General features: G+C 72.1%; 20 protein-coding genes and 1 pseudogene. 15 read left to right on the top strand and 6 right to left on the bottom strand.

Going from position 1 to position 22,507, the window contains the following annotated elements; genetic code table 11:
* Positions 1 to 161: 161 nt before the first annotated feature.
* Together O3W51_RS04295 and O3W51_RS04300 are read left to right on the top strand one after the other, a co-directional pair.
* Positions 162 to 944, top strand: a complete 783-nt coding sequence (locus tag O3W51_RS04295; protein WP_269283872.1) for an MBL fold metallo-hydrolase — start codon at positions 162 to 164, stop codon at positions 942 to 944.
* Entirely contained in the window at positions 941 to 1,834 is an 894-nt protein-coding gene (locus O3W51_RS04300; protein ID WP_138357300.1) for an arylamine N-acetyltransferase family protein, read from the top strand. Before O3W51_RS04295 ends, O3W51_RS04300 begins: the two co-directional genes overlap by 4 nt.
* 33 nt (positions 1,835 to 1,867) lie before the next feature.
* On the opposite strand, the gene O3W51_RS04305 is transcribed toward O3W51_RS04300, so the two are convergent.
* Entirely contained in the window at positions 1,868 to 2,272 is a 405-nt protein-coding gene (locus O3W51_RS04305; protein ID WP_138357299.1) for a VOC family protein, read from the bottom strand.
* 86 nt (positions 2,273 to 2,358) lie between these two features.
* Between O3W51_RS04305 and O3W51_RS04310 the strand changes: the two genes are divergently transcribed.
* From O3W51_RS04310 to O3W51_RS04320, 3 genes are all read left to right on the top strand, one after another.
* Positions 2,359 to 2,964: a YdbC family protein gene (locus O3W51_RS04310; protein ID WP_138357298.1), complete on the top strand. Its 606-nt coding sequence runs from the start codon at positions 2,359 to 2,361 to the stop codon at positions 2,962 to 2,964.
* Positions 2,965 to 3,100: 136 nt separating this feature from the next.
* Entirely contained in the window at positions 3,101 to 3,769 is a 669-nt protein-coding gene (locus tag O3W51_RS04315) for a histidine phosphatase family protein (RefSeq protein WP_138357297.1), read from the top strand.
* Between the two features lie 56 nt (positions 3,770 to 3,825).
* Positions 3,826 to 4,740, top strand: a complete 915-nt coding sequence (locus O3W51_RS04320) for an ADP-ribosylglycohydrolase family protein (RefSeq protein WP_164293594.1) — start codon at positions 3,826 to 3,828, stop codon at positions 4,738 to 4,740.
* A gap of 87 nt (positions 4,741 to 4,827) precedes the next feature.
* On the opposite strand, the gene O3W51_RS04325 is transcribed toward O3W51_RS04320, so the two are convergent.
* Entirely contained in the window at positions 4,828 to 6,375 is a 1,548-nt protein-coding gene (locus tag O3W51_RS04325; protein ID WP_138357295.1) for an MFS transporter, read from the bottom strand.
* 67 nt (positions 6,376 to 6,442) lie between these two features.
* Between O3W51_RS04325 and O3W51_RS04330 the strand changes: the two genes are divergently transcribed.
* Genes O3W51_RS04330 through O3W51_RS04340 form a run of 3 tightly spaced genes read left to right on the top strand, consistent with a single transcriptional unit; the run spans position 6,443 to position 8,471 of the window.
* Positions 6,443 to 7,054 carry a TetR/AcrR family transcriptional regulator gene (locus tag O3W51_RS04330; RefSeq protein WP_138357294.1) on the top strand — a complete coding sequence of 204 codons (612 nt, stop codon included), beginning with the start codon at positions 6,443 to 6,445 and terminating at the stop codon, positions 7,052 to 7,054.
* 24 nt (positions 7,055 to 7,078) lie between these two features.
* Entirely contained in the window at positions 7,079 to 7,765 is a 687-nt protein-coding gene (locus O3W51_RS04335; protein WP_138357293.1) for a ribonuclease HII, read from the top strand.
* Between the two features lie 46 nt (positions 7,766 to 7,811).
* Entirely contained in the window at positions 7,812 to 8,471 is a 660-nt protein-coding gene (locus O3W51_RS04340) for a hypothetical protein (RefSeq protein WP_138357292.1), read from the top strand.
* 116 nt (positions 8,472 to 8,587) lie between these two features.
* Here the strand turns inward: O3W51_RS04340 and O3W51_RS04345 are convergent, their stop codons facing one another.
* Both O3W51_RS04345 and O3W51_RS04350 read right to left on the bottom strand, forming a co-directional pair.
* A complete protein-coding gene (locus O3W51_RS04345) occupies positions 8,588 to 9,178 on the bottom strand; it encodes a hypothetical protein (RefSeq protein ID WP_138357291.1) in 591 nt (196 codons plus the stop codon).
* Positions 9,179 to 9,375: 197 nt separating this feature from the next.
* Positions 9,376 to 11,556 carry a RecQ family ATP-dependent DNA helicase gene (locus O3W51_RS04350; protein WP_138357290.1) on the bottom strand — a complete coding sequence of 727 codons (2,181 nt, stop codon included), beginning with the start codon at positions 11,554 to 11,556 and terminating at the stop codon, positions 9,376 to 9,378.
* Between the two features lie 133 nt (positions 11,557 to 11,689).
* On the opposite strand from O3W51_RS04350, the gene O3W51_RS04355 reads away from it, so the two are divergent.
* Positions 11,690 to 12,919 carry a DUF4192 domain-containing protein gene (locus O3W51_RS04355; RefSeq protein ID WP_138357289.1) on the top strand — a complete coding sequence of 410 codons (1,230 nt, stop codon included), beginning with the start codon at positions 11,690 to 11,692 and terminating at the stop codon, positions 12,917 to 12,919.
* Here the strand turns inward: O3W51_RS04355 and O3W51_RS04360 are convergent.
* Positions 12,831 to 14,141 (bottom strand): alpha/beta fold hydrolase, encoded by a 1,311-nt coding sequence (locus tag O3W51_RS04360; protein ID WP_198358085.1) that lies wholly within the window; start codon positions 14,139 to 14,141, stop codon positions 12,831 to 12,833. The two genes, O3W51_RS04355 and O3W51_RS04360, sit on opposite strands and share 89 nt — an antisense overlap.
* A gap of 104 nt (positions 14,142 to 14,245) precedes the next feature.
* Between O3W51_RS04360 and O3W51_RS04365 the strand changes: the two genes are divergently transcribed.
* The 6 genes and pseudogenes from O3W51_RS04365 (at position 14,246) to O3W51_RS04390 (ending at position 21,968) form a co-directional block, all read left to right on the top strand.
* Positions 14,246 to 16,255, top strand: coding sequence for a glycogen debranching N-terminal domain-containing protein (locus tag O3W51_RS04365; RefSeq protein ID WP_381585968.1), 2,010 nt, complete (start codon positions 14,246 to 14,248; stop codon positions 16,253 to 16,255).
* Positions 16,256 to 16,481: 226 nt separating this feature from the next.
* Complete coding sequence (locus O3W51_RS04370) at positions 16,482 to 17,216, top strand: NUDIX hydrolase (RefSeq protein WP_138357287.1); 735 nt, start codon at positions 16,482 to 16,484, stop codon at positions 17,214 to 17,216.
* A gap of 22 nt (positions 17,217 to 17,238) precedes the next feature.
* Positions 17,239 to 18,084: pseudogene (locus O3W51_RS04375) on the top strand (ATP-binding cassette domain-containing protein); the annotation flags it as partial.
* 186 nt (positions 18,085 to 18,270) lie between these two features.
* Positions 18,271 to 19,221 carry a FadR/GntR family transcriptional regulator gene (locus O3W51_RS04380; RefSeq protein WP_269283889.1) on the top strand — a complete coding sequence of 317 codons (951 nt, stop codon included), beginning with the start codon at positions 18,271 to 18,273 and terminating at the stop codon, positions 19,219 to 19,221.
* A 258-nt stretch (positions 19,222 to 19,479) separates the two neighbouring features.
* Entirely contained in the window at positions 19,480 to 21,036 is a 1,557-nt protein-coding gene (locus tag O3W51_RS04385) for an RNA polymerase sigma factor (protein ID WP_138357476.1), read from the top strand.
* Between the two features lie 83 nt (positions 21,037 to 21,119).
* Entirely contained in the window at positions 21,120 to 21,968 is an 849-nt protein-coding gene (locus tag O3W51_RS04390; RefSeq protein WP_138357477.1) for a S1 family serine peptidase, read from the top strand.
* 84 nt (positions 21,969 to 22,052) lie between these two features.
* On the opposite strand, the gene O3W51_RS04395 is transcribed toward O3W51_RS04390, so the two are convergent.
* The gene (locus O3W51_RS04395) at positions 22,053 to 22,283 is read right to left on the bottom strand and encodes a DUF7455 domain-containing protein (protein WP_138357478.1); all 231 of its coding nucleotides are present in this window, start codon (positions 22,281 to 22,283) and stop codon (positions 22,053 to 22,055) included.
* Positions 22,284 to 22,507: the final 224 nt, after the last annotated feature.

The raw sequence follows: 22,507 nt of genomic DNA on the forward strand, positions 1-22,507 counted from the left end.
GTCCGGTGCCGACGGGAGTCGGCACCGGACCTTTTTCCGTGCCGGGAATAGGTGTGATCTTGAAGGACTTGTGATCGGTGACGACACGGGGGCGGTGTCGCGGGCGGGGTGCCCGTACGGTGTGCTGCCGCCGTTTCCGCTGATGACAGGGGGTAGTTGCGATGACCGAGCTGGATATCCATTACGTGGGCGGGCCGACCGCGGTGATCGTGATCGGGGGTCTGCGGCTGCTCACCGACCCGACGTTCGACGCGCCGGGGGAGTACCCGATGGGCAACCGGGCGCTGGTGAAGACCACCGGCCCCGCGGTCGATGCGGACGCGGTCGGGGCCGTCGACGCCGTACTGCTCTCGCACGACCAGCACCCGGACAACCTCGACACCTCGGGGCGGGCGTATCTGGCGAGTGCGCCGCTGACGTTGTCCACCGGTTCGGCGCTGGGGCGGATCGGCGGAAACGTCACCGCACTGCCGAACTGGGAGCACACCGAGCTGACCCGCCCGGACGGGGGAACGCTGCATATCACCGGGGTGCCGGCGCAGCACGGGCCGGACGGCAGTGAGCCCGTCGTCGGCGAGGTCACCGGATTCGTTCTCTCGGGCGAGGGCCTCCCGACGGTCTATGTGAGCGGGGACAACGCGTCGCTGCAGGTCGTACGGGAGATCGCTGAGCGGTTCGGACCGTTCGACGTCGCGGTGCTGTTCGCCGGCGCCGCGCAGACCCCGCTGCTTCCGGGCGCCGATCTGACGCTCGGCAGCGTCCACGCCGCCGAGGCGGCGGAGATCCTCGGCGCGCGGCAGGTCGTACCGCTGCACTTCGAGCACTGGGGGCACTTCACACAGAACGGCGACACCCTGGTGGACGCCTTCGAGCGGGCGGGGATCAGCGACCGCCTGCATCTGCTGAAGCCCGGTGAGCGCTTCGAGTCCGGGACCGCGCGATGACGGCGACCCCGGCGGGGCCGGTGGCGGAGCGGGAGACAGCGGCCGGATCCGTCGCGGAGTCCGTCTGGAGCGGTGACCGGCTCGACCTGGACGCCTATCTGGCGCGGACCGGGTACACGGGCGGCCTCGAGCGGACGGCGGAGACCCTGCGGGGACTCCACCGCGCGCACACCGCCGCGATCCCGTTCGAGAACCTGGAGGTCGCGCTGGAGCGCGAGGTCCGCCTCGACCTGGACAGTGTGCAGCGCAAACTCGTCACGGAGCGCCGTGGCGGCTACTGCTACGAACAGAACTCCCTCTTCGCGGCCGTGCTCGAACGCCTGGGCTTCGTCTTCACGGCCCACGGCGCCCGGGTCCGCACCGCCGGCCCGACGCTGCGGCCCATCACGCACGTCCTGCTGCGGGTCGTCGTGGACGGCGCGGAATGGATCTCGGACACCGGCTTCGGCGGTCCGGGAACCCTGGAGCCGGTCGAGCTGCGGGTCGGCACCCCGGCGTGGCAGGGCGGCTGGGCCTTCGAGGTCGCCGAGGAAGCGGGCGGCGTGCGCGTGCTGCGCTCGCTCGGCGCGCGGGGCTGGTCGGACCTGTACGCGTTCGCGCCCAGCCCGCTGTACCCGGTGGATCTCGTCGTCCTGAACCACTACACGTCGACGCACCCGCTGTCCCGGTTCACCGGCCAGGCAGTGGTGCAGCGGGTGACGCCGCAGGCGCGGTACTCCCTGGTGCGGGACGAGCTGACGGTGACGCGCGCGGGTGCCGCGGACGGCGCGGAGGAGCGGCGGAAGGTGCCGGCCGGGGAGCTGCCCGAGGTGCTGGAGAGCACCTTCGGCCTCGTCCTCGCCGCGGCCGACACCGAACGGCTGGGCCGTCTGCACGATCCGGCCCGGTAGGGAGGTGCGGTCGGTCGTGGGACGGGGTCCGGCTCAGTAGGACTGCAACTCGACGAGGGTTCCGTCCGGCGTGCGCAGGTGCGCCGTACGGAGGCCGGGTCCCCAGGCCGGCCGGTCCTGGGGACCCGTGACGACCTTGGCGCCGTGCGCGGTGAGGAGCGGGGCGGCGTCGTCCACGCTGTCCACCCGGAAGACGAGCATCGAGGTGTCCTGCCCGGCGGGCCGGGCCGGCAGGGCCTGGGTGCCGACCACCGCCGCGACGGCGGCACGGGAGAACAGGACGAGGACGCCCTCGCCGTTCAGGTCCCAGTTGGCGTATCCGGCTTCGGGGATGACCTTCACGGGCTCGATGCCCAGGAGGTCGCGGAGCGCCGCGGTCCAGAATTCGGCGGCGGTGGCGAAGTCCTCCACGAGGAGGCGGGGATGAAGTGCGTCCATTGATCGATCATATTCGCCACCCCGGCAGGGGAATTGAGCGGGTGAGCGGGCGCGGGAGGGGCCCTCGTCGGACTTAGGATGGCGCGGTGCTGGTGAAGTGGATTCGCTGTGGGGTCGTGGACCGGGCGGGGTTCGAACGGGGGCAGCGGAAGTGGGCGGGGCTGCGGGGGCAGCCAGGATTCCGGGGGCAGGGCGGCGGCTGGAGCCGCGCGCAGCCGGGTGTGGCGCATCTGTTCGCGTTCTGGGACAGCAGGGCGGCCTACGACGCCTTCATGACGGGCGGGCACGACCAGCTCGCCGGATCGCAGGCCGACTCGTACGAGAACCTCGGGGTGCTGCTCTTCGAGCACCTGCTGGACGTGCGGGTGGGCTTCGAGGCGCGCTTCGCCGACGCCGATCTGCTGCGTGTCGCGCATTCGAAGGTGCGGCCCGGACGCGGCGAGCACTTCGCCGAGATGCAGAAGAAGGTGTGGAACCCGGCGATGGCCGGGTCGCCAGGACTGCTGCGCGGGGCCTTCGCCGAGGGGCCGGACAGCGACTTCCTGGTGCTGTCCCTGTGGATCTCGGCGAACGAGCGCGGCAAGTACCGCCCCGCCGCGATGACGAGGCTGGCGGAGCGCACCGAGCTGGAGACCGATGTGGTCTCGGTGGCGGGCGACGTCGTGGACATCGTGCAGGCGTGGACGGTGTGACGGGGTCGCGGGCGGCCGGGAGCGTCGAGGCCATGAGGGACCGGGTCACCATGGGGAGCCGGGTCACGGGGAGCCGGGCGGCCGCAGAGGCCGTACCGGCGCGCCCGGGATCCGTCGCGGGAATAGGCTGATCACCATGGGCCGACCTCGCCACATCGTGCTGATCCGGCACGGAGAGTCTCAGGGCAATGCGGACGACACCATCTACGAGAGGGTGCCGGACCACGCTCTTGAGCTCACCGCGACCGGCCGTCGGCAGGCCGCGGACGCGGGGGAGAACCTGCGGGCGCTGTTCGGCGACGAGCCGGTCCAGGCGTTCGTGTCGCCCTACCGCCGCACCTGGCAGACCTTCCGCGGGCTGGACCTCGACCCGTCGCTGACCCACGCGATGGAGGAGCCCCGGCTCCGGGAGCAGGACTGGGGTAACTGGCAGGACGTCGACGACGTGCAGCGCCAGCGCAAGGCCCGGGACGCCTACGGGCACTTCTTCTACCGCTTCGCGCAGGGCGAGTCCGGTGCCGATGTGTACGACCGGGTGGGTGCGTTCCTGGAGACCCTCTACCGGGCCTTCGACAAGCCGGACTTCCCGCCGAACGTCCTGCTGGTCACGCATGGACTGACCATGCGGCTGTTCTGCATGCGGTGGTTCCACTGGACGGTCGAGGAGTTCGAGTCGCTGTCCAACCCGGGCAACGCCGAGAGCCGCGTCCTGCTCATCGGACCCTCGGGCCGCTACACCCTCGACCGCCCCTTCGCGCGGTGGCGGCTTCCCGACCCCATGGTGGACGAAGGATTCCGCAGGTGAGTTTGCGCACAGGGTGATTGACCGGGATCAGGCACGATGTCAGAGTTTCCGACGCGATGACCGCTCACCCAGTTGACTCCGAAAACATCTCCCGCGCCCTGGCAAGTCTGCGCGGGCTCGCCGTCGGCGACGCCCTCGGCTCCCAGTTCTTCGTCCCTTCCAACTACCAGGCCCTCCAGAACGGCGGGCTGCCGCCCGGCGTCTGGCAGTGGACCGACGACACCGAGATGGCCTGCTCCGTGCTGGCCGTGCTGGCCGCCCACGGCCGCATCGACCAGGACGCCCTGGCGATGTCCTTCGCGGAGCACCATGACTTCGACCGCGGCTACGGCCCGGCCGTGAACCGCATGCTGCGCCTGATCCGGCAGGAGGGCGCCGACTGGCGTGAGCTGGCCGCGGGCCTGTTCAACGGCCAGGGCTCGTGGGGCAACGGCGCCGCCATGCGGGTCGCCCCGCTGGGCGCCTGGTACGCGGGCGACGCCGAGCAGGCGACACACCAGGCCGAGATCTCGGCGTACACCACCCACCAGCACCGTGAGGCCGTGGTCGGCGCGATGGCCGTCGCGGCCATGGCGGCGCTGGTCGCCGACCCGGACGGCCCGAAGGACCCCTCGGCGCTGCTCGGCGCCGTGCTGGACCTGGTGCCGACCAGCGCGGTGAAGGCCGGCATACGGCGGGCGCGCGACATGCTCGACTACGCGGACGTGGCCACGGTGGCAGCGGTGCTCGGCTGTGGCCGGCGCACCAGCGCGCACGACACCGTGCCGTTCGCGCTGTGGTCGGCGGCCCGGCACCTGGACGACTATCAGCAGGCGTTCTGGACGACGGCCAAGGCGGGCGGTGACGTCGACACCACCTGCGCGATCGTCGGCGGGATCATCGCCGCACGGCCGACCGGGCAGCCGCCGGCCGAGTGGCTGGAGCGCACCGAGCCGCTGCCGCTGTGGGTGGCGGCGCCCGCGGAGGCCTGAGCCCGGACGTACCCGGGCCGGTCCCCTCCCTGGCCATCTCCGCTCCGCCGCTCGGCCCCGTTCACCGGGCCGGGCGGCGGAGCGGTGTCAGGCCGCCGGCGCGGCGGATTTCCCGCTGAGCGCTTCCAGGTCGCTCTTGCGCACCCGCACCACGAACAGCGCGGTGAGTACCGCCAGCACGACGAAGCCGACGCCCGCCATGAAGGCCGTGGATATCCCCTGGGAGAGCACGTCGTGCCCCCAGGGGGCGGGCAGCTCATGGGTCCGCGCGAACTCGTCCCGCTGCTGCGGGGTGGCCTTGGCGAGGAAGTCCGGCAGCTGGTCGCCGAACTCGTTCCTGCTCGCCGTGCCGAAGACCGTGACCAGGATCGACAGCCCGAGCGAGCCACCCACCTGCTGGGTGGCGTTGAGGAGCCCGGACGCGGCGCCCGCCTCGTGCTGGGCCACCCCGGAGACGGCCGTCAGGGTCAGCGTCACGAAGTTCAGCCCCATGCCGAAGCCGAAGAGCACCATGGGACCGAGCACCCCGCCGGGATAGCCGCTGCCCGGATCGAGCCGGGTGAGCCAGGCCATGCCGGCGCCGGTCAGCAGGGTGCCGGTGACGAGGAACGGTTTCGGGCCGAGCACGGGCAGCAGCCGCGTCGAGAGGCCCGCGCCGGTCACGATCGCGACGGTGATCGGGAGGAACGCGAGCCCGGAGTCGATCGGGCTGTACCCGAGGACGTTCTGTACGAACAGGACGATGAAGAAGAACATGCCGAACATCGCCGCGGCCAGGCTCAGCATGATCACATAGGTGCCGGAACGGTTGCGGTCGGCGAACATCCGCAGCGGCGTGATCGGATCGGCGGCCCGCCGCTCGACCACCACGAACAGGGCGAGCAGCACGACGGCCGCCCCGAAGGCGGCGAGCGTCACGGAATCCTTCCAGCCGGAGTCCGCGGCCCGGATGAAGCCGTACACGAGCGACGCCATACCGCCCGTGGAGGTGATGGCGCCGAGAATGTCGAAGCGCCCGGTCCGCCGGTCGGACTCGTTGATGAACAGCGGTGCGAGGAAGGCGATCAGCAGGCCGATGGGCACATTGACGAAGAGCACCCAGCGCCAGTCGAGCCATTGGGTGAGCATGCCGCCGGCGAGCAGGCCGATGGCGCCGCCGCCCGCGGAGACGGCGGCGAACACGCCGAACGCCCGGTTGCGTTCCGGGCCTTCGGGAAACGTGCTGGTGATCAGGGCCAGTGAGGTGGGTGAGGCGATGGCGCCGCCGACGCCCTGCAGCGAGCGGGCCGCGAGCAGCTGCCAGGGTTCCTGGGCGAAGCCGCCGAGCAGCGACGCGAGCGAGAACAGCAGGATGCCGAAGATGAACACCCGTCGCCGGCCGAGGATGTCGCCCGCCCGGCCGCCGAGCAGCAACAGGCCGCCGAAGGTGAGGGTGTAGGCGTTGAGCACCCAGGACAGATCTGTGGTGGAGAAGGACAGTGCGTCCTTGATGTGGGGAAGTGCGATGTTCACAATCGTGGCATCGAGGACCACCATGAGCTGACAGGCGGCGATGACTGCGAGAGCGATACCGGGTCGTCCCTCGCGCCGGGCGGTGCCGGGCGGACGTGACTCGCGTACTTGAGAGGTCGTCACAGATGATCCCCCATCAGTGATTTAGTGAACGACACCGTTCACTATATGCTTCAACGGAGGTTTTTCGATGGGTACTTCGCCGCGGATCCGGTCGGGGGCACCGGTTCTGCCGCGCCGCCGGGGGTCGGTCCTCGAACGCGCGATCCTCGACGCGGCTCTGGAACAGCTGGGTGCCGTCGGCTGGGGCGGGATGACCATGGAGGGCGTCGCGGCGCGCGCCCGGACGGGCAAGGCGGCGCTCTACCGCCGCTGGCCGTCCAAGGAGGCGCTGGTCGCCGACGCGCTGCGGCTCGGGCTGCCGCAGATCGGCGCCCCGCCGGACCTGGGCACCCTCCGGGAGGATCTGCTGTGCCTCGTCATGCGGATGCGCGAGGCGATGTACTCACAGGGCGGCATCGCGCTGCGGGCCGTTCTGGACGAGTGCGACCACGCCGCCGCCCAGCCCTTCGTCGACCTGATCATCCAGGGCGTGATCGAACCGGGGAAGGAACTCATCCTGGACGTGGTGCGGCGCGGGATCACCCGCGGCACCGTGCGCGCCGACGCCACCGCGGCCATCGTCGCCGACGTGGCGCCCGCCCTGATGATGTACCGCGCCAAGATCGGCGACCACCGGATCGGGGAGCAGGACATGGCCGATCTGGTCGATCATGTGATGCTCCCGCTGCTCCGCCCCTGACAGGGGAGTACCCTGGTCCCCGCCATGCCGTATGAACCTCCCACCCACAGCGTCGAACGCTCCCTGCGCGCCACCCTCGGGGCGAAGATCGTCGCAGGCGTCGACGAAGTGGGACGCGGCGCCTGGGCCGGGCCCGTCACCGTCTGCGCGGCCGTCACCGGCCTGCGCCGGGCGCCCGAAGGACTCACCGACTCGAAACTGATCCCCGCCCAGCGCCGCGCCTCGATGGCCGCGCTGCTGGCCGACTGGGTGACGTCCTACGCCCTCGGTCACGCGAGCGTCGAGGAGGTCGACACCCTCGGCATGACCGCCTCGCTGCGGCTGGCCGCCGTCCGCGCGCTCGAAGGACTGCCGGAGCGCCCGGACGCGGTGATCCTGGACGGCAAGCACGACTACCTCGGCGGGCCCTGGCGGGTGCGCACCGTCATCAAGGGCGATCAGTCCTGCGTCGCGGTGGCCGCGGCCTCGGTGATCGCCAAGGTGCACCGCGACGCCGCGATGGCCGAACTGGGCGCGGAACACGAGCCGTTCCGCTTCGCCGACAACGCCGGCTACCCCTCGCCCGTACACCGTGCGGCCCTGGAGGAACTCGGCCCCACACCGCACCACCGGCTGTCCTGGTCGTACCTCGACGCGCTGCCGCGCTGGCGGCACCTGAAGAAGGTCCGGGCTCCCGCCGACCCTGGGGAGCAGCTCGGTTTCGATTTTTGACGACCCACCGCTGCGCAACCGCGGCGTATTTGATAGACATCAGCCCATGCCTCTCATCCCCGAGGAGCCTCAGATTCACGAGAGTGTCCCGGGTCCCCGCTCAGCTCCGGCCGCAGGCCGCAGCGCGTCGACCCCCCGTCCTGTCCCCGGTCCCCGTCCTACACCCCGCCCCGGGCCGCCGCGCCCCGGTTACGCGGCCAACGCCGGGCCCGGCCGGCCCGGTCCGGCCCGTGGGCCCGCCCCGACCGCCTCCGCCACCGTGACGGCCGCCGCGCCGTCGGTGCCGCGTTCGCCCGGCGGAACCGGGGGCGTTACCGCTACAGCGCAGATCCAGCTCATCCCGGCCCCGGCCGACGGCGCGATCGACGCCGCCGACGAGGCGGTCGACCTGCTGTTGGACACCGGCCGCGCGCCGGGCGAGATCCTGGTGCTCACCACGGGCGAGCACCACCCGTGGGCCGCCCACGAGTTGTCCTTCGGCGAGACGTCCTACTGGTCGCAGCACGACGCGGGTGACGACGTCTTCTACGCCGGCATCACGGCCGAACGTGCCGCGGGCCGTCAGGTCGTGGTCGTCGCGGTCAACGGCGGAACCGTCGAGGCCACCGCGCTGGGACTGCCCACCGCGCTGGCCCGTGCGGGCACCCTGCTGATCGTGTGCGGCGACCCCGGGCTGATCAACGGGGCGGTCGCCGCGAAGGCCTGACCGACGCGGTCCTGCCGGTGAGGGCCTTGTCCGTGAGGGTGCTGTCGGTGAGGGGTTGGTCGGTGCGGGCCCGGCTGATGAACGCTCGGCCGTCGAGGGCCTGGCCGAAGGCCTGGTCAACGAGCAGCTGTGCGGCGCAGCGCTTCCGGCGCCCCGTGCGGGCGCAGGGCCGCTGTGCCGCCCGGCTGTTCGGCGAAGGGCTGGGAACTCGGGGTGCGGCCACCGCGGTTCTCGCCCAGGACCTGCCAGCCGTCCCGGGTGAGCGTGACGTAGGCGCCGCAGCGCAGCCCGTGCAGCATGCACGCGTCGCGCAGGCCCCACATCCAGGCGCCGTCCTTCTCGGTCCAGCCGGGGGTGCCGTCGCGGCACAGCAGCAGCACCGCGGTCCGTACCGGTGCGCGCCGCCGCAGATCGTGCGGGAGCACCCGGCGCAGATGCGCGAGGATCGCGTTACGGTGCTCCCAGCCGTCGACGACCCCGGTACTGCCGGTGAACGAGGCACTCGCCGTCAGCCGGCCCTCCGGTTCGAACACCGCGACCACGGCGGTGACCGGAGTGGGGAGGTGCCGGGACTGCAGATCCTTGACGACCTCACGCGGATTGGCGAGCAACGGGATTCCCGCGGCCGTCCACTCGGCTGGTTCCAGGCTGCGGGAGAGTCGGGAGGAGGCACGCGTAGTGGTCTCCGGAGCGAAACCGATGGTCACGTTCCTCCCTTCGGTGGACGCACCCGTCGACCGGGCGCGGGCGCACGCCGGTCAGGGGGCTCGATGAGCCGGTCGGGGATCCAGCGCCAATTCTTCCCCGCATGGCTGCGAGCGGCAACGGGCACTCGAAGCTTCTGACCGGTTATGGACGCCTGCGTCTGATAGATCCTACTCATCGTCTCAATCGTCGATACCCATCACCCCTGCGCGGCCAGGACCAGCGGGAACACCGCGGTCGCGCCCGCCTTGCGCAGCAGCCGGGCCGCGACGGCCAGCGTCCAGCCCGTGTCGGCCAGATCATCCACGAGCAGCACAGGACCGGGGGTCGCGGCCAGTTTCGCGGCCAGTTCCGCCGGGACGGTGAACGCGCCGTGCAGCGCCCGCAGCCGCTGCGCGCTGTTGCTGCGCGGTACCCGGCCGGGTCCGTCGTCCATCGTGTACGCGATCTGGCCGAGAAGCGGCATCCGTCCGATCTCGGCGATGCGCGCGCCCAGGGTTCCGATGAGCTGCGGACGGGTGTGGGACGCGACGGTGACGACGCCGACGGGCCGCTGCGGGGCGTCCGCCTCACCGCTCGCCCACCCTCCATGGCCCTTGGCCCAGTCCGCCAGCACCCGCACCACGGCGTCCGCCGCGTCACTGGGTACCGCCTGGTCGGGTGCGCCGTCGGCCAGCAGCGGGCGCAGCCGGTTGCCCCAGCCGATGTCCGAGAGCCGGCCGAGCGCCCGCCCGGACGCCGCCTGCTCACCGGCCGGGATCCGGCCCTTGAGGTCGAGCCCGATCGCCTGCAGCCCGGTGGGCCACATCTTGCGCGGTTCCACCTCGATGCCGGGACGGCCGAGCGCCGCCCGCGCCGCGTCCAGCGCCGCGCCGGAGACCTCGATGCCGAACCGGGCACCCGCGCAGTTGTCGCAACGGCCGCACGGCGCGGCCTCCTCGTCGTCCAGCTGGAGCCGCAGGAACTCCATCCGGCAAGCGGTGGTCGACGCGTAGTCGCGCATCGCCTGCTGCTCGGCCTCACGCTGCCGCGCGACCCACGCGTACCGCTCGGTGTCGTACGCCCACGGCTGCCCGGTGGAGGTCCAGCCGCCGCGTACCCGGTGCACCGCCCCGTCGACGTCCAGGACCTTGAGCATGATCTCCAGCCGGGACCGGCGCAGATCCACCCGCGCCTCCAGCGCCGGGACCGACACCGGGCGGCCCGCGTCGGCCAGCACCTCCAGGGTGCGGCGCACCTGCTCCTCGGTGGGGAACGCGAGGGACGCGAAGTAGCGCCAGATCGCCTCGTCCTCACGCCCCGGCAGCAGCAGCACCTCCGCGTGGTCCACCCCGCGCCCGGCGCGGCCCACCTGCTGGTAGTAGGCGATGGGGGACGACGGCGATCCGACGTGCACGACGAATCCGAGGTCCGGCTTGTCGAAGCCCATGCCGAGCGCGGACGTCGCGACCAGCGCCTTGACCCGGTTGGCCAGCAGATCCGCCTCGGCGGCCATGCGGTCGGCGTTCTCCGTCTTGCCCGAGTACGAGGCCACCGGGTACCCGCGCTGCCGCAGGAACGCGGTGATCTCGTCGGCGGCGGCGACCGTGAGGGTGTAGATGATGCCGGAGCCCGGCAGGGTGTCGAGATGATCGGCGAGCCAGGCCAGCCGGTGGGCCGCGTCCGGCAGCCGCAGCACCCCGAGCGACAGGCTCTCGCGCTCCAGCGGGCCGCGGAGCACGAGCGCGCCCTCCTCGCCCGTCCCGGCCGTGCCGGTGCCGAGCTGGTCGGCGACGTCCGCGGTCACCCGGGCGTTGGCGGTGGCGGTGGTGGCCAGCACCGGGACCCCCGGCGGCAGGTCCGCGAGCATGGTGCGGAGCCGCCGGTAGTCGGGGCGGAAGTCATGGCCCCAGTCGGAGATGCAGTGCGCCTCGTCGACGACCAGCAGCCCGGTCGTCGCCGCGAGCTTGGGCAGCACCTGGTCGCGGAAATCGGGGTTGTTCAGCCGCTCGGGGCTGACCAGCAGCACATCCACCTCGCCCGCCGCGACCTCGGCCTCGATGGTGTCCCACTCCTCGGTGTTCGCCGAGTTGATCGTCCGGGCCCGGATTCCTGCCCGTTCCGCGGCCTCGACCTGGTTGCGCATCAGCGCGAGCAGCGGCGAGACGATCACGGTGGGGCCGCCGCCGCGCTGGCGTAGCAACGCGGTGGCCACGAAGTACACCGCGGACTTCCCCCAGCCGGTGCGCTGCACGACCAGCGTCCGGCGGCCGTGCGCCACCAGCGACTCGACCGCCAGCCACTGGTCCTCGCGCAGCCGGGCGGTGCCGGTGGAGTCACCGACGAGGCGGCTCAGAACGGTGTCGGCCGCGGTACGAAGCGCGGTGGGGGAGTCAGTCATGCCCCCCATGCAACCTGATGCCACCGACAACACGCGAACCGCGCACCGAACCTGTGGACAACTCGGCCCCAAAGTTATCCACAGGTTTTTGGGGGGTCTGGCGGAGATCACCGGCCTGCGGGACTGTCGGGCCATGACACAGCACATCGAATCGCCCCGGTCCGAGAACGATCCCAAGGTCACCCTGCGCAGCCCGGCCGACCTGGCCGACGCCCTGCCGTACCTGATGGGATTTCACCCCAGCGACTCCATCGTCATGGTCGCCCTGCACGGCGACCACGGCCGCTTCGGCGGCCGGCTGCGCCTGGGCATTCCCGAGGATTCCGCGGAATGGCCCGAGGTCGCCTCGCAGCTCGCGGACTGTCTGGTACGAGGCAGTGAGCAGCGCGGCGACCGGGCCGCCTCGATCGTCCTGTTCCTGTGCCAGGACCCGTCCGCGACCGAGCGGCCGGCCCAGGTCATGGAGCGCCTGCGGCCGCTGGCACAGCGGCTGCGCACGGCCTGCGGCGCCCTGGACGTGCCGGTCGTCGAGGCACTGTGCGTCTCGGCGGGCCGCTGGTGGTCCTACTGCTGCCCCGGCACCGACTGCTGTCCTGCCGACGGCTTCACCATCGCGACCTCGGGCGACTCCGTGATGGCCGCGGCCGCCGCGTACGCCGGCATCAACGTGCGCGGCTCGCTGCGCGAGATGGAGGCCCGGCTCGTCCCGCCGGCCACCGAGCGGACCTCCGGGCAGGCCCGGGCGCTCGACATGGCCTGCGCCGAACTCGTCCCGCGGATCCTGGACGTGGGCGACTGCGAGGCGGTGCGGCACCGGACGCTGACCCTGGTCGGCGCGGCGCTCGAACGCTTCCGCGCCACCCCGGCGGACGGGGACACGCAGCGCAGCGACCAGCGTGACGACGCGCTGCTCGGCGACGACGAGGCCGCCGAGATCATCCTCGGCCTCCAGGACCGCGCCGCGCGGGACCGGGCGGCGGAGTGGATGGAGCCGCCGCACACCGACCCCGCGCTGCGCCTGTGGCGGGCCCTCGCCCGGCGGTGCGTCGGACCGTACGAGGACCATGCCGCCGCCCCGCTGACCCTGGCCGGCTGGGTCGCCTGGGCGTCCGGGGACGAACCGGAAGCGCGCGTCGCGCTCGGCCGCGCGCTCGACCTCGATCCCGGCTACACCTTCGCCCGGCTGCTCCATCACTCGGTGAACGAGGGGCTCGACCCCGAGCCGCTGCGCCAGTGCCTGCGCCAGGAGCGGCGGCAGCGGGTGATCGACGCGTCTAAAGCTCGCCGCGGACCAGTCGGATCAGCCGGTCGAGGACCCGGCCGCCGCTCACCCGGAGACCGTCGTGCTCGTACTCGTCGGTGACCCAGGTGCGCAGACCGCGCACCGCGCGCGCGGTGGCCAGCGAATCGGCGGTCTCGACGTACATGTCGTCGTGGTAGACCGCCGCCGCCACCGGTACCTCGTTCCGGGCCAGTTGAGCCAGGTCGTACAGGTCCGGCCAGCCCTCGCGCAGCGCCAGCCGGTTCGCCGCGTCGCGGAGCGGGACGAGTGCTGGGTCGCCGGTGAACATCCAGGGGTAGATCATCTCGCCGGTGAACAGCACCGGGCCCTCGCCCGCCAGCGCCTTGTCCACATCGAACTGGGGGAACTCCAGATGCGCGGCCTGCGCTGCCCAGCCGGTGCCCGCGGCGGACACCGAGCGCTGTCCGTAGATCGACTCGTGGAGCACGGCGTACAGCGGATTGGCCGCGAACGACAGATGACCCTGCGCCTCGGTCAGGAAGCCGTCCGAGAGCACCGGGCCGTCGGTGCCGGGCAGGAAGGCGTCCTCCAACAGATAGTGCAGGGTGTGCGAGCCGGTACCCGTGCCGAGCATCAGACCCAGCGACTGGAACGCCTCCGCGGTGAACCGGCCGCCGTCCGGCAGCGTCACGTCGTGGTCGCGCAGATGACGGGCGACGGAGCGCGCGGTCTCCACGTCCCCGGGATAGCGGTCGTAGTGCTCGGTGTTCTTGCGCTCCACCCGGGGGAACGCCGAGCGGTAGACGTCGCGGGCGCTGCTGCGCAGCCCCGGCAGGCCGCCGGTGACGAACACCTCCCGCAGACCGTCGGGGGCCAGCGACAGATAGGTCAGCGCGCAGAAGCCGCCGAAGCTCTGCCCCAGCAGGCTCCACCGCCCCTCGGCGCCGAGCAGTTCACGGCGGATCAGTTCGCAGTCCCGCACGATGGAGTCGGCCCGGAAGTGCGAGAGATACTCCGCCTGCGCGGTGCCGTCGCCGCGCGCGGGCAGCGTCTGCCGGTTGGCGGGGGTGGACCGGCCGGTGCCGCGCTGGTCGAGCAGCAGGACCCGGTAGTCGTCCAGGGCCCGGGTCAGCCAGCCGTCCCGGCCGAGCGGGCGCGGGGAGCGTCCGCCGGGACCGCCCTGCAGGAACAGCAGCCACGGCAGCGGCTCGCCCTCCCGGCCCGCGGCCACGACTTCACGGGCGTACACCTGGATCCGCTCCCCGGTGGGGGCCGCGTGGTCGAGCGGTACGTCGAAAGCGTGGTCGGTCACAACGGTGCCGGGCTGGCGGTACACGGCCATGGCGTCTCTTTCCGGTGGTGCGGGCGGATACCGGGGATGCGCTCCCTGTCCAGGAACGGTAGACGGGCCGTGACCCGGGTGCCCACCCGGCCGTTCACCGGGATGTGAACCCGCCGCCGACCGCCCCGACCGTTCCCGCTCCCACCGCCCTGACCAGGCCCGCTTCCGGCCCGCAGCCCGTGCACACCTCGGTGATCTGTGTCGCCGCCCCTTCGCTCGTCGTCTCCGCCGAGGACGGACAGCTGAGAGGGCAGGGGCTCGACGGTTTCTATCAGGAGGGCCGGCGGGTGCTGGCGCGCTGCGAGGTGCGGCTCGCGGGAGCCGAGCCGATCCCCGTGCTGGGCACGCTGCTCAGCGCGGACCGGGCCCGGTTCGTGGCGGTGGTCAGGACTCCGGGTGACACCGGTCCCGATCCGGCGGTCACGGTGGAACGGCTGCGGGACGCCGACGGCACCGAGCGCATCACGGTGCTCAACACCGGGCCGGCCGTGCTCCGGCTGCCGCTCGAAGTGGCGCTGGGCACCGACCTCGCCGAACTCGGAGCGGCCGCCGCGGGGCGGGCGGGGCCCGATCTGCCGGCCAGCGTCTGTGACGCGGGGCTGCGCTGGTCGCATGCCGGTATCGGCGTCAGGGTCACCGCGCGGCCGGCCCCCGCCGGGGTGCTGGCTTCGGCCGGTGTGCTGCGCTGGGAGCTGGCGGTGCCGCCCGGCGCCGGGCGGACCATCGAGCTGCGGGTGTCCCGGGAATCCGCGGCACACGGGTCCGCCGTCTCCGCGCCCGTACGGGGTGACCGGGCGCCCGTGCCCTGGTCCGCTGCGGAGCTGTCCGGCGACGACGCCAGGGGCGAGGAGCTGCTGCGGGGCAGCCTGGACGGTCTGCGGGCGCTGCTGCTGCGCGACCCCGCGCGGCTCGCCGACGTCCATGTGGCGGCGGGCGCCCCCTGGCGGATGGGGCTGGCGCCCGCCGACGCGCTGTGGGCGGCCAGGATGCTGCTGCCGCTCGGCACCCGGCTGGCCGCCGGCACCCTGCGCACCCTCGCGCGGCTCCAGGATCAGGACAGCGGCCGGATCCCGGGTGCGCTGCGGCACGCGGGACCGCATCTGCCGCCCACCTGCTCCGGGGTCGAGGCCACGCTGCTGTTCGTCACCGTCCTGGCGGAAGCCCGGCGCTGGGGGATGCCGCAGCGGGAGGCCGAGCTGCTGCTGCCCGCGGCCGAGCGCTGTCTCGGCTGGCTGCGCACGGTCGCGGAGGCGGCGGGCTATGTGCCGGATCCCGCCCCCGGCGGCCCGTTCCGCTGCGAGGTGCAGGCCCACGCCCACCGGGCCGCGCTGCACGGCGCCGACCTCCTCGACGCCCACGGCCGCCCCGGAGCCGCCGCGTGGCGCGAGTACGCGGCCGAGCTGCGCGGGCGGTTCCAGGAGGACTTCTGGGTCGACGACCTCGGCGGCGGCCGGCCCGCCGCGGCGCTCACCCCTGGCGGCAGGCAGGTGATCCATCTCGGCTCGGCCGCGGTCCACCTGCTCGACACCGGACTGCTCGGGGGCGGCACGCTCGCCGAGGGGCTGCTCGGCAAGGCGCGGACCGGGCAATTGGCGCGGCGGCTCGGAGCCCCGGACCTCGACTCCGGATGGGGTCTGCGGACGCTCTCGGCCAGGGCGCCCGGCCACAGTCCGTTCGGCCACCGGGGTGGTGCGGTGCGGGTCCATGAGAGCGCCCTCGCCGTATCGGGGCTGGCCGCCGCCGGATACGAGAAGGAGGCCGGCGCCCTCCTGCGCGGGGTCCTGGACGCGGCCCGGACCTTCGGACGGCAGCTGCCCGAGATGTACGCGGGCGAACAGCGCGCCGCCGACCGGACACCGCTGCCGCACCCCACCGCCTGCCGCCCGTCCGCCGTCGCCGCCGCGGGCGCCGTCCATCTGCTGACCTCGCTCGCGGGGGTACGCCCCGACGCTCCGGGAGGCGTCGTCGCGGTGCGCCCGATGAGTACCGCCCCGCTGGGCGCGGTGCGCTTCTCGGGGCTGCGGGTGGACGAGCAGCCGTTCGCGGTGCGGGTCAGCAGGCTCGGCATGGCGATGGTCGAGGAGGCCGCCCCCGCCCTCCAGCTCGGCGCGTGAGCGGCGACGCGGCCCGCAGGCGACGCGGCCCGCAGGCGACGCGGCCCGCAGGCGACCCGGTGCGCCCGTCGGCGTGTCGTCCACGGGCAGCACCCCGGCACCCACGCACCTCCGGCACCCCTGTGGCCTGTGGGGCGGGCCGTGGCGGGGGAGGCAGGGTGAAACAAGGGCGGGCGCAGGGGGCCATCCTGCTGTTTATCGTCAGGCAGACGACTATGATCGCGCCATGTCGCCCTACGACCCGTCGGCCTTTCCACCCTTCGCCGTCACCGTCGACCTGGTCGTGCTCACGGTGCGGCACCACGCCCTGTGCGCGCTCGCCGTCCGCCGGGGCGAGCCGCCCTACCAAGGGCGCTGGGCGCTGCCCGGCGGGTTCGTCAGAGCGGACGAGGACCTGTCCCAGGCCGCGGCACGCGAACTCGCCGAGGAGACCGGCCTGCGCGCCCAGAGCGGCGCTCATCTCGAACAGCTGGCCACGTACGGCGACCCGCACCGCGACCCCCGGATGCGGGTCGTCAGCGTCGCCCATCTCGTCCTGGCGCCCGATCTGCCCGCGCCCCGCGCGGGCGGCGACGCGCGCAGCGCCCGCTGGGCCCCGGTCGGCTCGCTGCTGGAGCAGGACGGCTTCGACACGGCGGGCGAGGCCGCTCCGCTGGCCTTCGACCACGCGCGGATCCTGGCCGACGGGGTCGAGCGTGCCAGGTCGAAGATCGAGTACTCCTCCCTGGCAACCGCCTTCTGCCCGCCCGAGTTCACCGTCGGTGAGCTGCGGCGGGTGTACGAGGCGGTGTGGGGGGTGGCCCTCGATCCCCGCAACTTCCACCGCAAGGTGACGGGCACCGTCGGATTCCTCGTACCGACCGGCGGTACGACGACCCGTCAGGGCGGCCGCCCCGCCCAGCTGTTCCAGGCCGGAGGGGCTGCTCTGCTCAATCCGCCCATGTTGCGACCAGAGGTCTGATTTAGGGCGTTATGGTGCAAGGGTGATCCAGGCCATCGGATTGACCAGCATGCCCCGCCGTAACGGTCCGCCCGCGGTCGACGACCTCACCTTCGAGGTCCGCCCCGGGCAGGTCACCGGCCTGCTCGGCGCGCCGGGCGCGGGGAAATCGACCACGCTGCGCCTGATGCTCGAACTCGAGGCGGGCCGCGGCGTCACCCTCTTCAACGGCACCCCCCTGCACGGAGTCCGGCACCCGAGCCGCGAGGTCGGCATCCTCCTCGGCGATGTGCCGGGGCACCCCGGCCGCACCGCGCGGAACCATCTCCGTATGCTCACCGCCGCCCTCGGCGTGCCGGCGGAGCGGGCCGACGAAGTCCTCGACGTCGTCGGCCTCACCGGCCTCGCGGACCAGCGGCTGAGCACCTACTCGCTCGGCATGGACCGGCGGCTCGGCCTCGGCGCGGCGCTCCTCGCCGAACCGCGGACCCTCTTCCTGGACGAACCGTCGTTCGGCCTGACACCCCGTGAAGCCGCCTGGGTGCATGCGCTGCTGCGGGCCTACGCGGCCGACGGCGGAGCCGTCCTGGTCACCGGGCGCGATGCCAAGGCGATGGCCAGGACGTCCGACCGGGTCGTCACGATCGACGGCGGCCGCCTGGTGGCGGACCAGTCCGCCGAGGAGTTCACCCGCACCCGGCTGCGCCCGCATGTGGCCGTCCACTCCCCGCACGCCCAGCGGCTCGCCGGGGTACTGACCGACGGCGGCGCCGAGATCGCCGCGGCGACCGGCAGCCGCCTGGTGATCTACGGCACCACCTCCGCGCACATCGGGGAGATCGCCTACCGGAACGGAATCCTGCTCCACCGGCTGGCCGACGAGGTCGGCTGTGCCTTCGTGTTGTCGCTCACCGTGCTGCTCTGCGCCCACCTCGCAACGGTGTTGCGGGGTCGCCGACGTTGACGCCGCCCAACTCGCGGTCGGATAAACGGAACTGTCTCTCTGGCCTGTCATGCAGGGCGTTTCGTTCCGATAAAGCGTCAATTATCAGGTGATGAGTGCTCACCCTTTCGTGTGCTTTTCAGCAAAGCCCTCAAGGCCCGCCGTGGCATCGCCGACAAAGGATGCGTGAGTACCCTTGCGCACACCCTGATGACCACGGCTCGTTCCGCCGACTCCAGCATCGTCGGCCCGGCCGAGCTCGACCGCTACTCGTATGCCGACGCCTCAGGTGTCGACCGCCCCGGCCTTCCCTCCTGGGACGGCGCCGACTCGGACATGGGCCGCGTCGGCCGCCGGGCCGGCGGCAGTCGTGGCCGCGGGCTGCACGGCCAACTCGTCCAGCAGCTCGGACAGATGATCGTCTCCGGCGACCTGGGCGCCGACCGGCCGCTCGTCCCGGAGGAGATCGGCCAGCGTTTCGAGGTCTCCCGCACCGTGGTGCGCGAGTCCCTGCGCGTCCTCGAGGCCAAGGGCCTCGTCAGCGCCAGGCCCAACGTCGGCACCCGGGTCCGCCCGGTCGCCGACTGGAATCTGCTGGACCCCGACATCATCGAATGGCGGGCCTTCGGCCCGCAGCGTGACGACCAGCGCCGCGAACTGTTCGAGCTGCGCTGGACCATCGAGCCGCTCGCCGCACGGCTCGCCGCCGGACACGGCCGCGAGGACGTCCAGCAGCGCCTCGCCGACATGGTGGAGATCATGGGGCACGCCGCCGCCCAGGGCGACTCCCTGACGTTCTCCCGGGCGGACGCGGAGTTCCACTCCCTGCTCCTGCAGGTGGCCGGGAACCGGATGCTCGAGCACCTGGCCGGCATCGTCTCCTCCGCCCTGCACGTGTCGGGCGGCCCGGTCACCGGCTGCGAGCGGCCCGGAGAGCCCGCCGTGACCCTGCACCGGCGGATCGTCGACGCGCTCGCCTCGGGCGACGGGGTCGGCGCCGAGGCCACGATGCGCCAGCTCCTCGCCGTGCACACCGAGGTCGCCGCCACCGATCACGTCGTCCCGGCTCCGCGCGAGCACTGACCGTACGGCCGAACCGCAGCCGGCCCCGGACCCACGGTCCGGGGCCGGCGGCAGCCGATGCGCGAAGAATATCCTGTTATCCGACCGTTACCGTTGGTATGGGGTGTGACTCGGGCCACGTGGGCCGGGCGTAACGCTTGGCGAGGCAGCGCGATGACTTAAGAGGTGATGGCCGCACAAGGAATAGCAGCGACAGTTCTGACGCTGTGTTCCTGAGCGGTTCCACCGAGTCGTTCCCATCGTTCCGAGAGGTTGTTCGTGTCGGCCAGCACATCCCGTACGCTCCCGCCGGAGATCGCCGAGTCCGAGTCTCTGATGGCGCTCATCGAGCGGGGTAAGGCTCAGGGGCAGATCGCCGGCGATGACGTGCGTCGGGCCTTCGAAGCGGACCAGATTCCGGCAACCCAGTGGAAGAACGTTCTGCGCAGCCTCAACCAGGTCCTCGATGAGGAAGGTGTGACGCTGATGGTCAGTGCCGCTGAGGAGCCCAAGCGCACTCGGAAGAGCGTCGCAGCCAAGAGCCCGGCGAAGCGCACCGCCACCAAGACGGTCGTCACCAAGGCCACCGTCGCCAAGAAGACCGTCGCCGCCAAGGCCGCCACCGCTCCCGCGGGGGCTGTGGAGGCCGAGACGGTGGATTCGGTCGACGAATCCGACGCACCCGCCGCGAAGCCGGCGGCCAAGAAGACGGCGGTCAAGAAGGCCGCCGCCAAGAAGACGGCGGCCAAGAAGACCGCCGCCAAGAAGACCTCGGGCGACGACGAGGCCGCCGACGGTGAAGAAGCCGACGAGACGACCACGCCCGGCAAGGGTGACGAGGAGTCGGACAAGCCCGAGTCCGAGAGCTTCGTGCTCTCCGACGACGACGAGGACGACGCTCCCGCCCAGCAGGTCGCGGTGGCCGGGGCCACCGCCGACCCGGTCAAGGACTACCTGAAGCAGATCGGCAAGGTTCCGCTGCTCAACGCGGAGCAGGAGGTCGAGCTCGCCAAGCGCATCGAGGCCGGCCTGTTCGCGGAGGACAAGCTGGCGGCGGCTGACAAGCTCGCTCCCAAGCTCAAGCGCGAGCTGGAGATCATCGCCGAGGACGGCCGCTGGGCCAAGAACCACCTGCTGGAGGCCAACCTCCGCCTCGTGGTCTCGTTGGCCAAGCGTTACACCGGCCGCGGCATGCTCTTCCTGGACCTGATCCAGGAGGGCAACCTGGGCCTGATCCGTGCGGTCGAGAAGTTCGACTACACGAAGGGTTTCAAGTTCTCCACGTACGCCACGTGGTGGATCCGCCAGGCGATCACCCGCGCGATGGCCGACCAGGCCCGCACCATCCGTATCCCGGTGCACATGGTCGAGGTCATCAACAAGCTCGCCCGTGTGCAGCGCCAGATGCTCCAGGACCTGGGCCGCGAGCCCACCCCGGAGGAGCTGGCCAAGGAACTCGACATGACCCCCGAAAAGGTCATCGAGGTCCAGAAGTACGGCCGTGAGCCGATCTCCCTCCACACCCCGCTGGGTGAGGACGGCGACAGCGAGTTCGGAGACCTCATCGAGGACTCCGAGGCGGTCGTGCCGGCCGACGCGGTCAGCTTCACGCTCCTGCAGGAGCAGCTGCACTCGGTGCTCGACACCCTGTCCGAGCGGGAGGCGGGCGTGGTCTCCATGCGCTTCGGCCTCACGGACGGACAGCCGAAGACGCTCGACGAGATCGGCAAGGTCTACGGGGTCACGCGCGAGCGGATCCGCCAGATCGAGTCGAAGACGATGTCGAAGCTTCGGCACCCGTCGCGCTCGCAGGTGCTGCGGGACTATCTGGACTGATCCTTCCGAATCCAGCGGATGCGGCCTCCGGTCCTATGGATCACTCTGGGTTTCCAGAGGGATCCACAGGGTCAGGAGGCCGTATGCGTTCCACGTTCCGGATGCTGCTCAGCGGATCGGCGGTGGCGCTGGCCACGTTGATCGTGCCGCTCGGGGTCGCCGGCGCCGGGCCGAAGGCCGAGGCGGTGGTCATAGGCGGCGACCAGGTCGTCGCCGGGCAGCAGCCCTGGGTGGTGGCGCTGGCCAGCCGTGACCGTTTCGGACCGACGAGATCCGGCCAGTTCTGCGGCGGGGCGGTGGTCTCCGCCTCGACCGTGATCACCGCGGCGCACTGCTTCGGCCGCGATGTGCTCGGCGGGGACTGGCGGAACGCCCGGGATCTGCGCGTCATAGCCGGCCGGCTCGACCTCAGGGGCGTGAACGGCCAGGAAATACGGCTGCGACAGGTCCGGATCAACCCGGGATACGACCCGGTGACCCATGCCGGCGATGTGGCGGTCATCACACTTGAGAAGCCGCTGCCCGCAGGTTCGGCCATCGCGATGGCGGGGGCGGGCGACCCGCAGGACTACCTGGCGGGCTCGAAGGCCCTCGTGTCCGGCTGGGGGGACACCACAGGCGCCGGGGCGTACTCACCGGTCCTGCGGTCCGCGGAGGTGGTGCTGCTCGACGACGCGGTCTGTCAGCGCGCCTACCCGGGCAACGCGGACGGCACCTACCTCAGCAGGACCATGCTGTGCGCCGGGGAGCCGCAGGGCGGCAAGGACGCCTGCCAGGGCGACAGCGGCGGGCCGCTGGTCGTCGGCGGCAAGCTGGTCGGCCTGGTCTCCTGGGGCACCGGATGCGCCGAGGCCGGGCATCCCGGGGTCTACACCCGGATCTCCGCGGTCCGCGCACTGGTCACGAGCGCCATGGGCACCCGGCACCGTTGACGGGCCCGGAAGAGCCGACGGGCGGCCCGGCCCCTGGTGGGGTCCGGCCGCCCGTCGGTCCGAGCTCGTCGCAGGTGCGATGTGTCAGTGCTCGTCCTCGACCGTTTGCGCCGGGGTGTCGGTGAGTCGGCCGGTTTCGTCCTGTATTTCCGCAGCGATCTTCTTGAGTTCGGGCTCGAACTTGCGCCCGTGGTGCGCGCAGAAGAGCAGTTCGCCGCCACTGATGAGGACGACGCGCAGGTATGCCTGGGCGCCGCAACGGTCGCAGCGGTCCGCCGCCGTCAGCGGGCTCGCGGGGGTCAGAACTGTAGTCACGTCGCCTCTTCTCTAGCTCGACGAGCTGTCGTACCAGGGTCAACATCCAACCAGGCCGAAAACGTTCCCGCTCGTGGCTTTTCCTCGAAATCTGACTTCGAAGTGACTGGATGCTACCTGTTGGTAGCTGATTGGCCTCTGATGCGTTAGTTGTCGCTTTTGGGGCGCTTGTCCGGTTGTGTCCACCGACTGGGTTGCCGGTTGTTGGTGAGGACGTGCCCGGA

This window comes from Streptomyces sp. H39-C1, assembly GCF_027158125.1.
GTDB classification, from domain to species: Bacteria; Actinomycetota; Actinomycetes; order Streptomycetales; family Streptomycetaceae; genus Actinacidiphila; species Actinacidiphila fildesensis.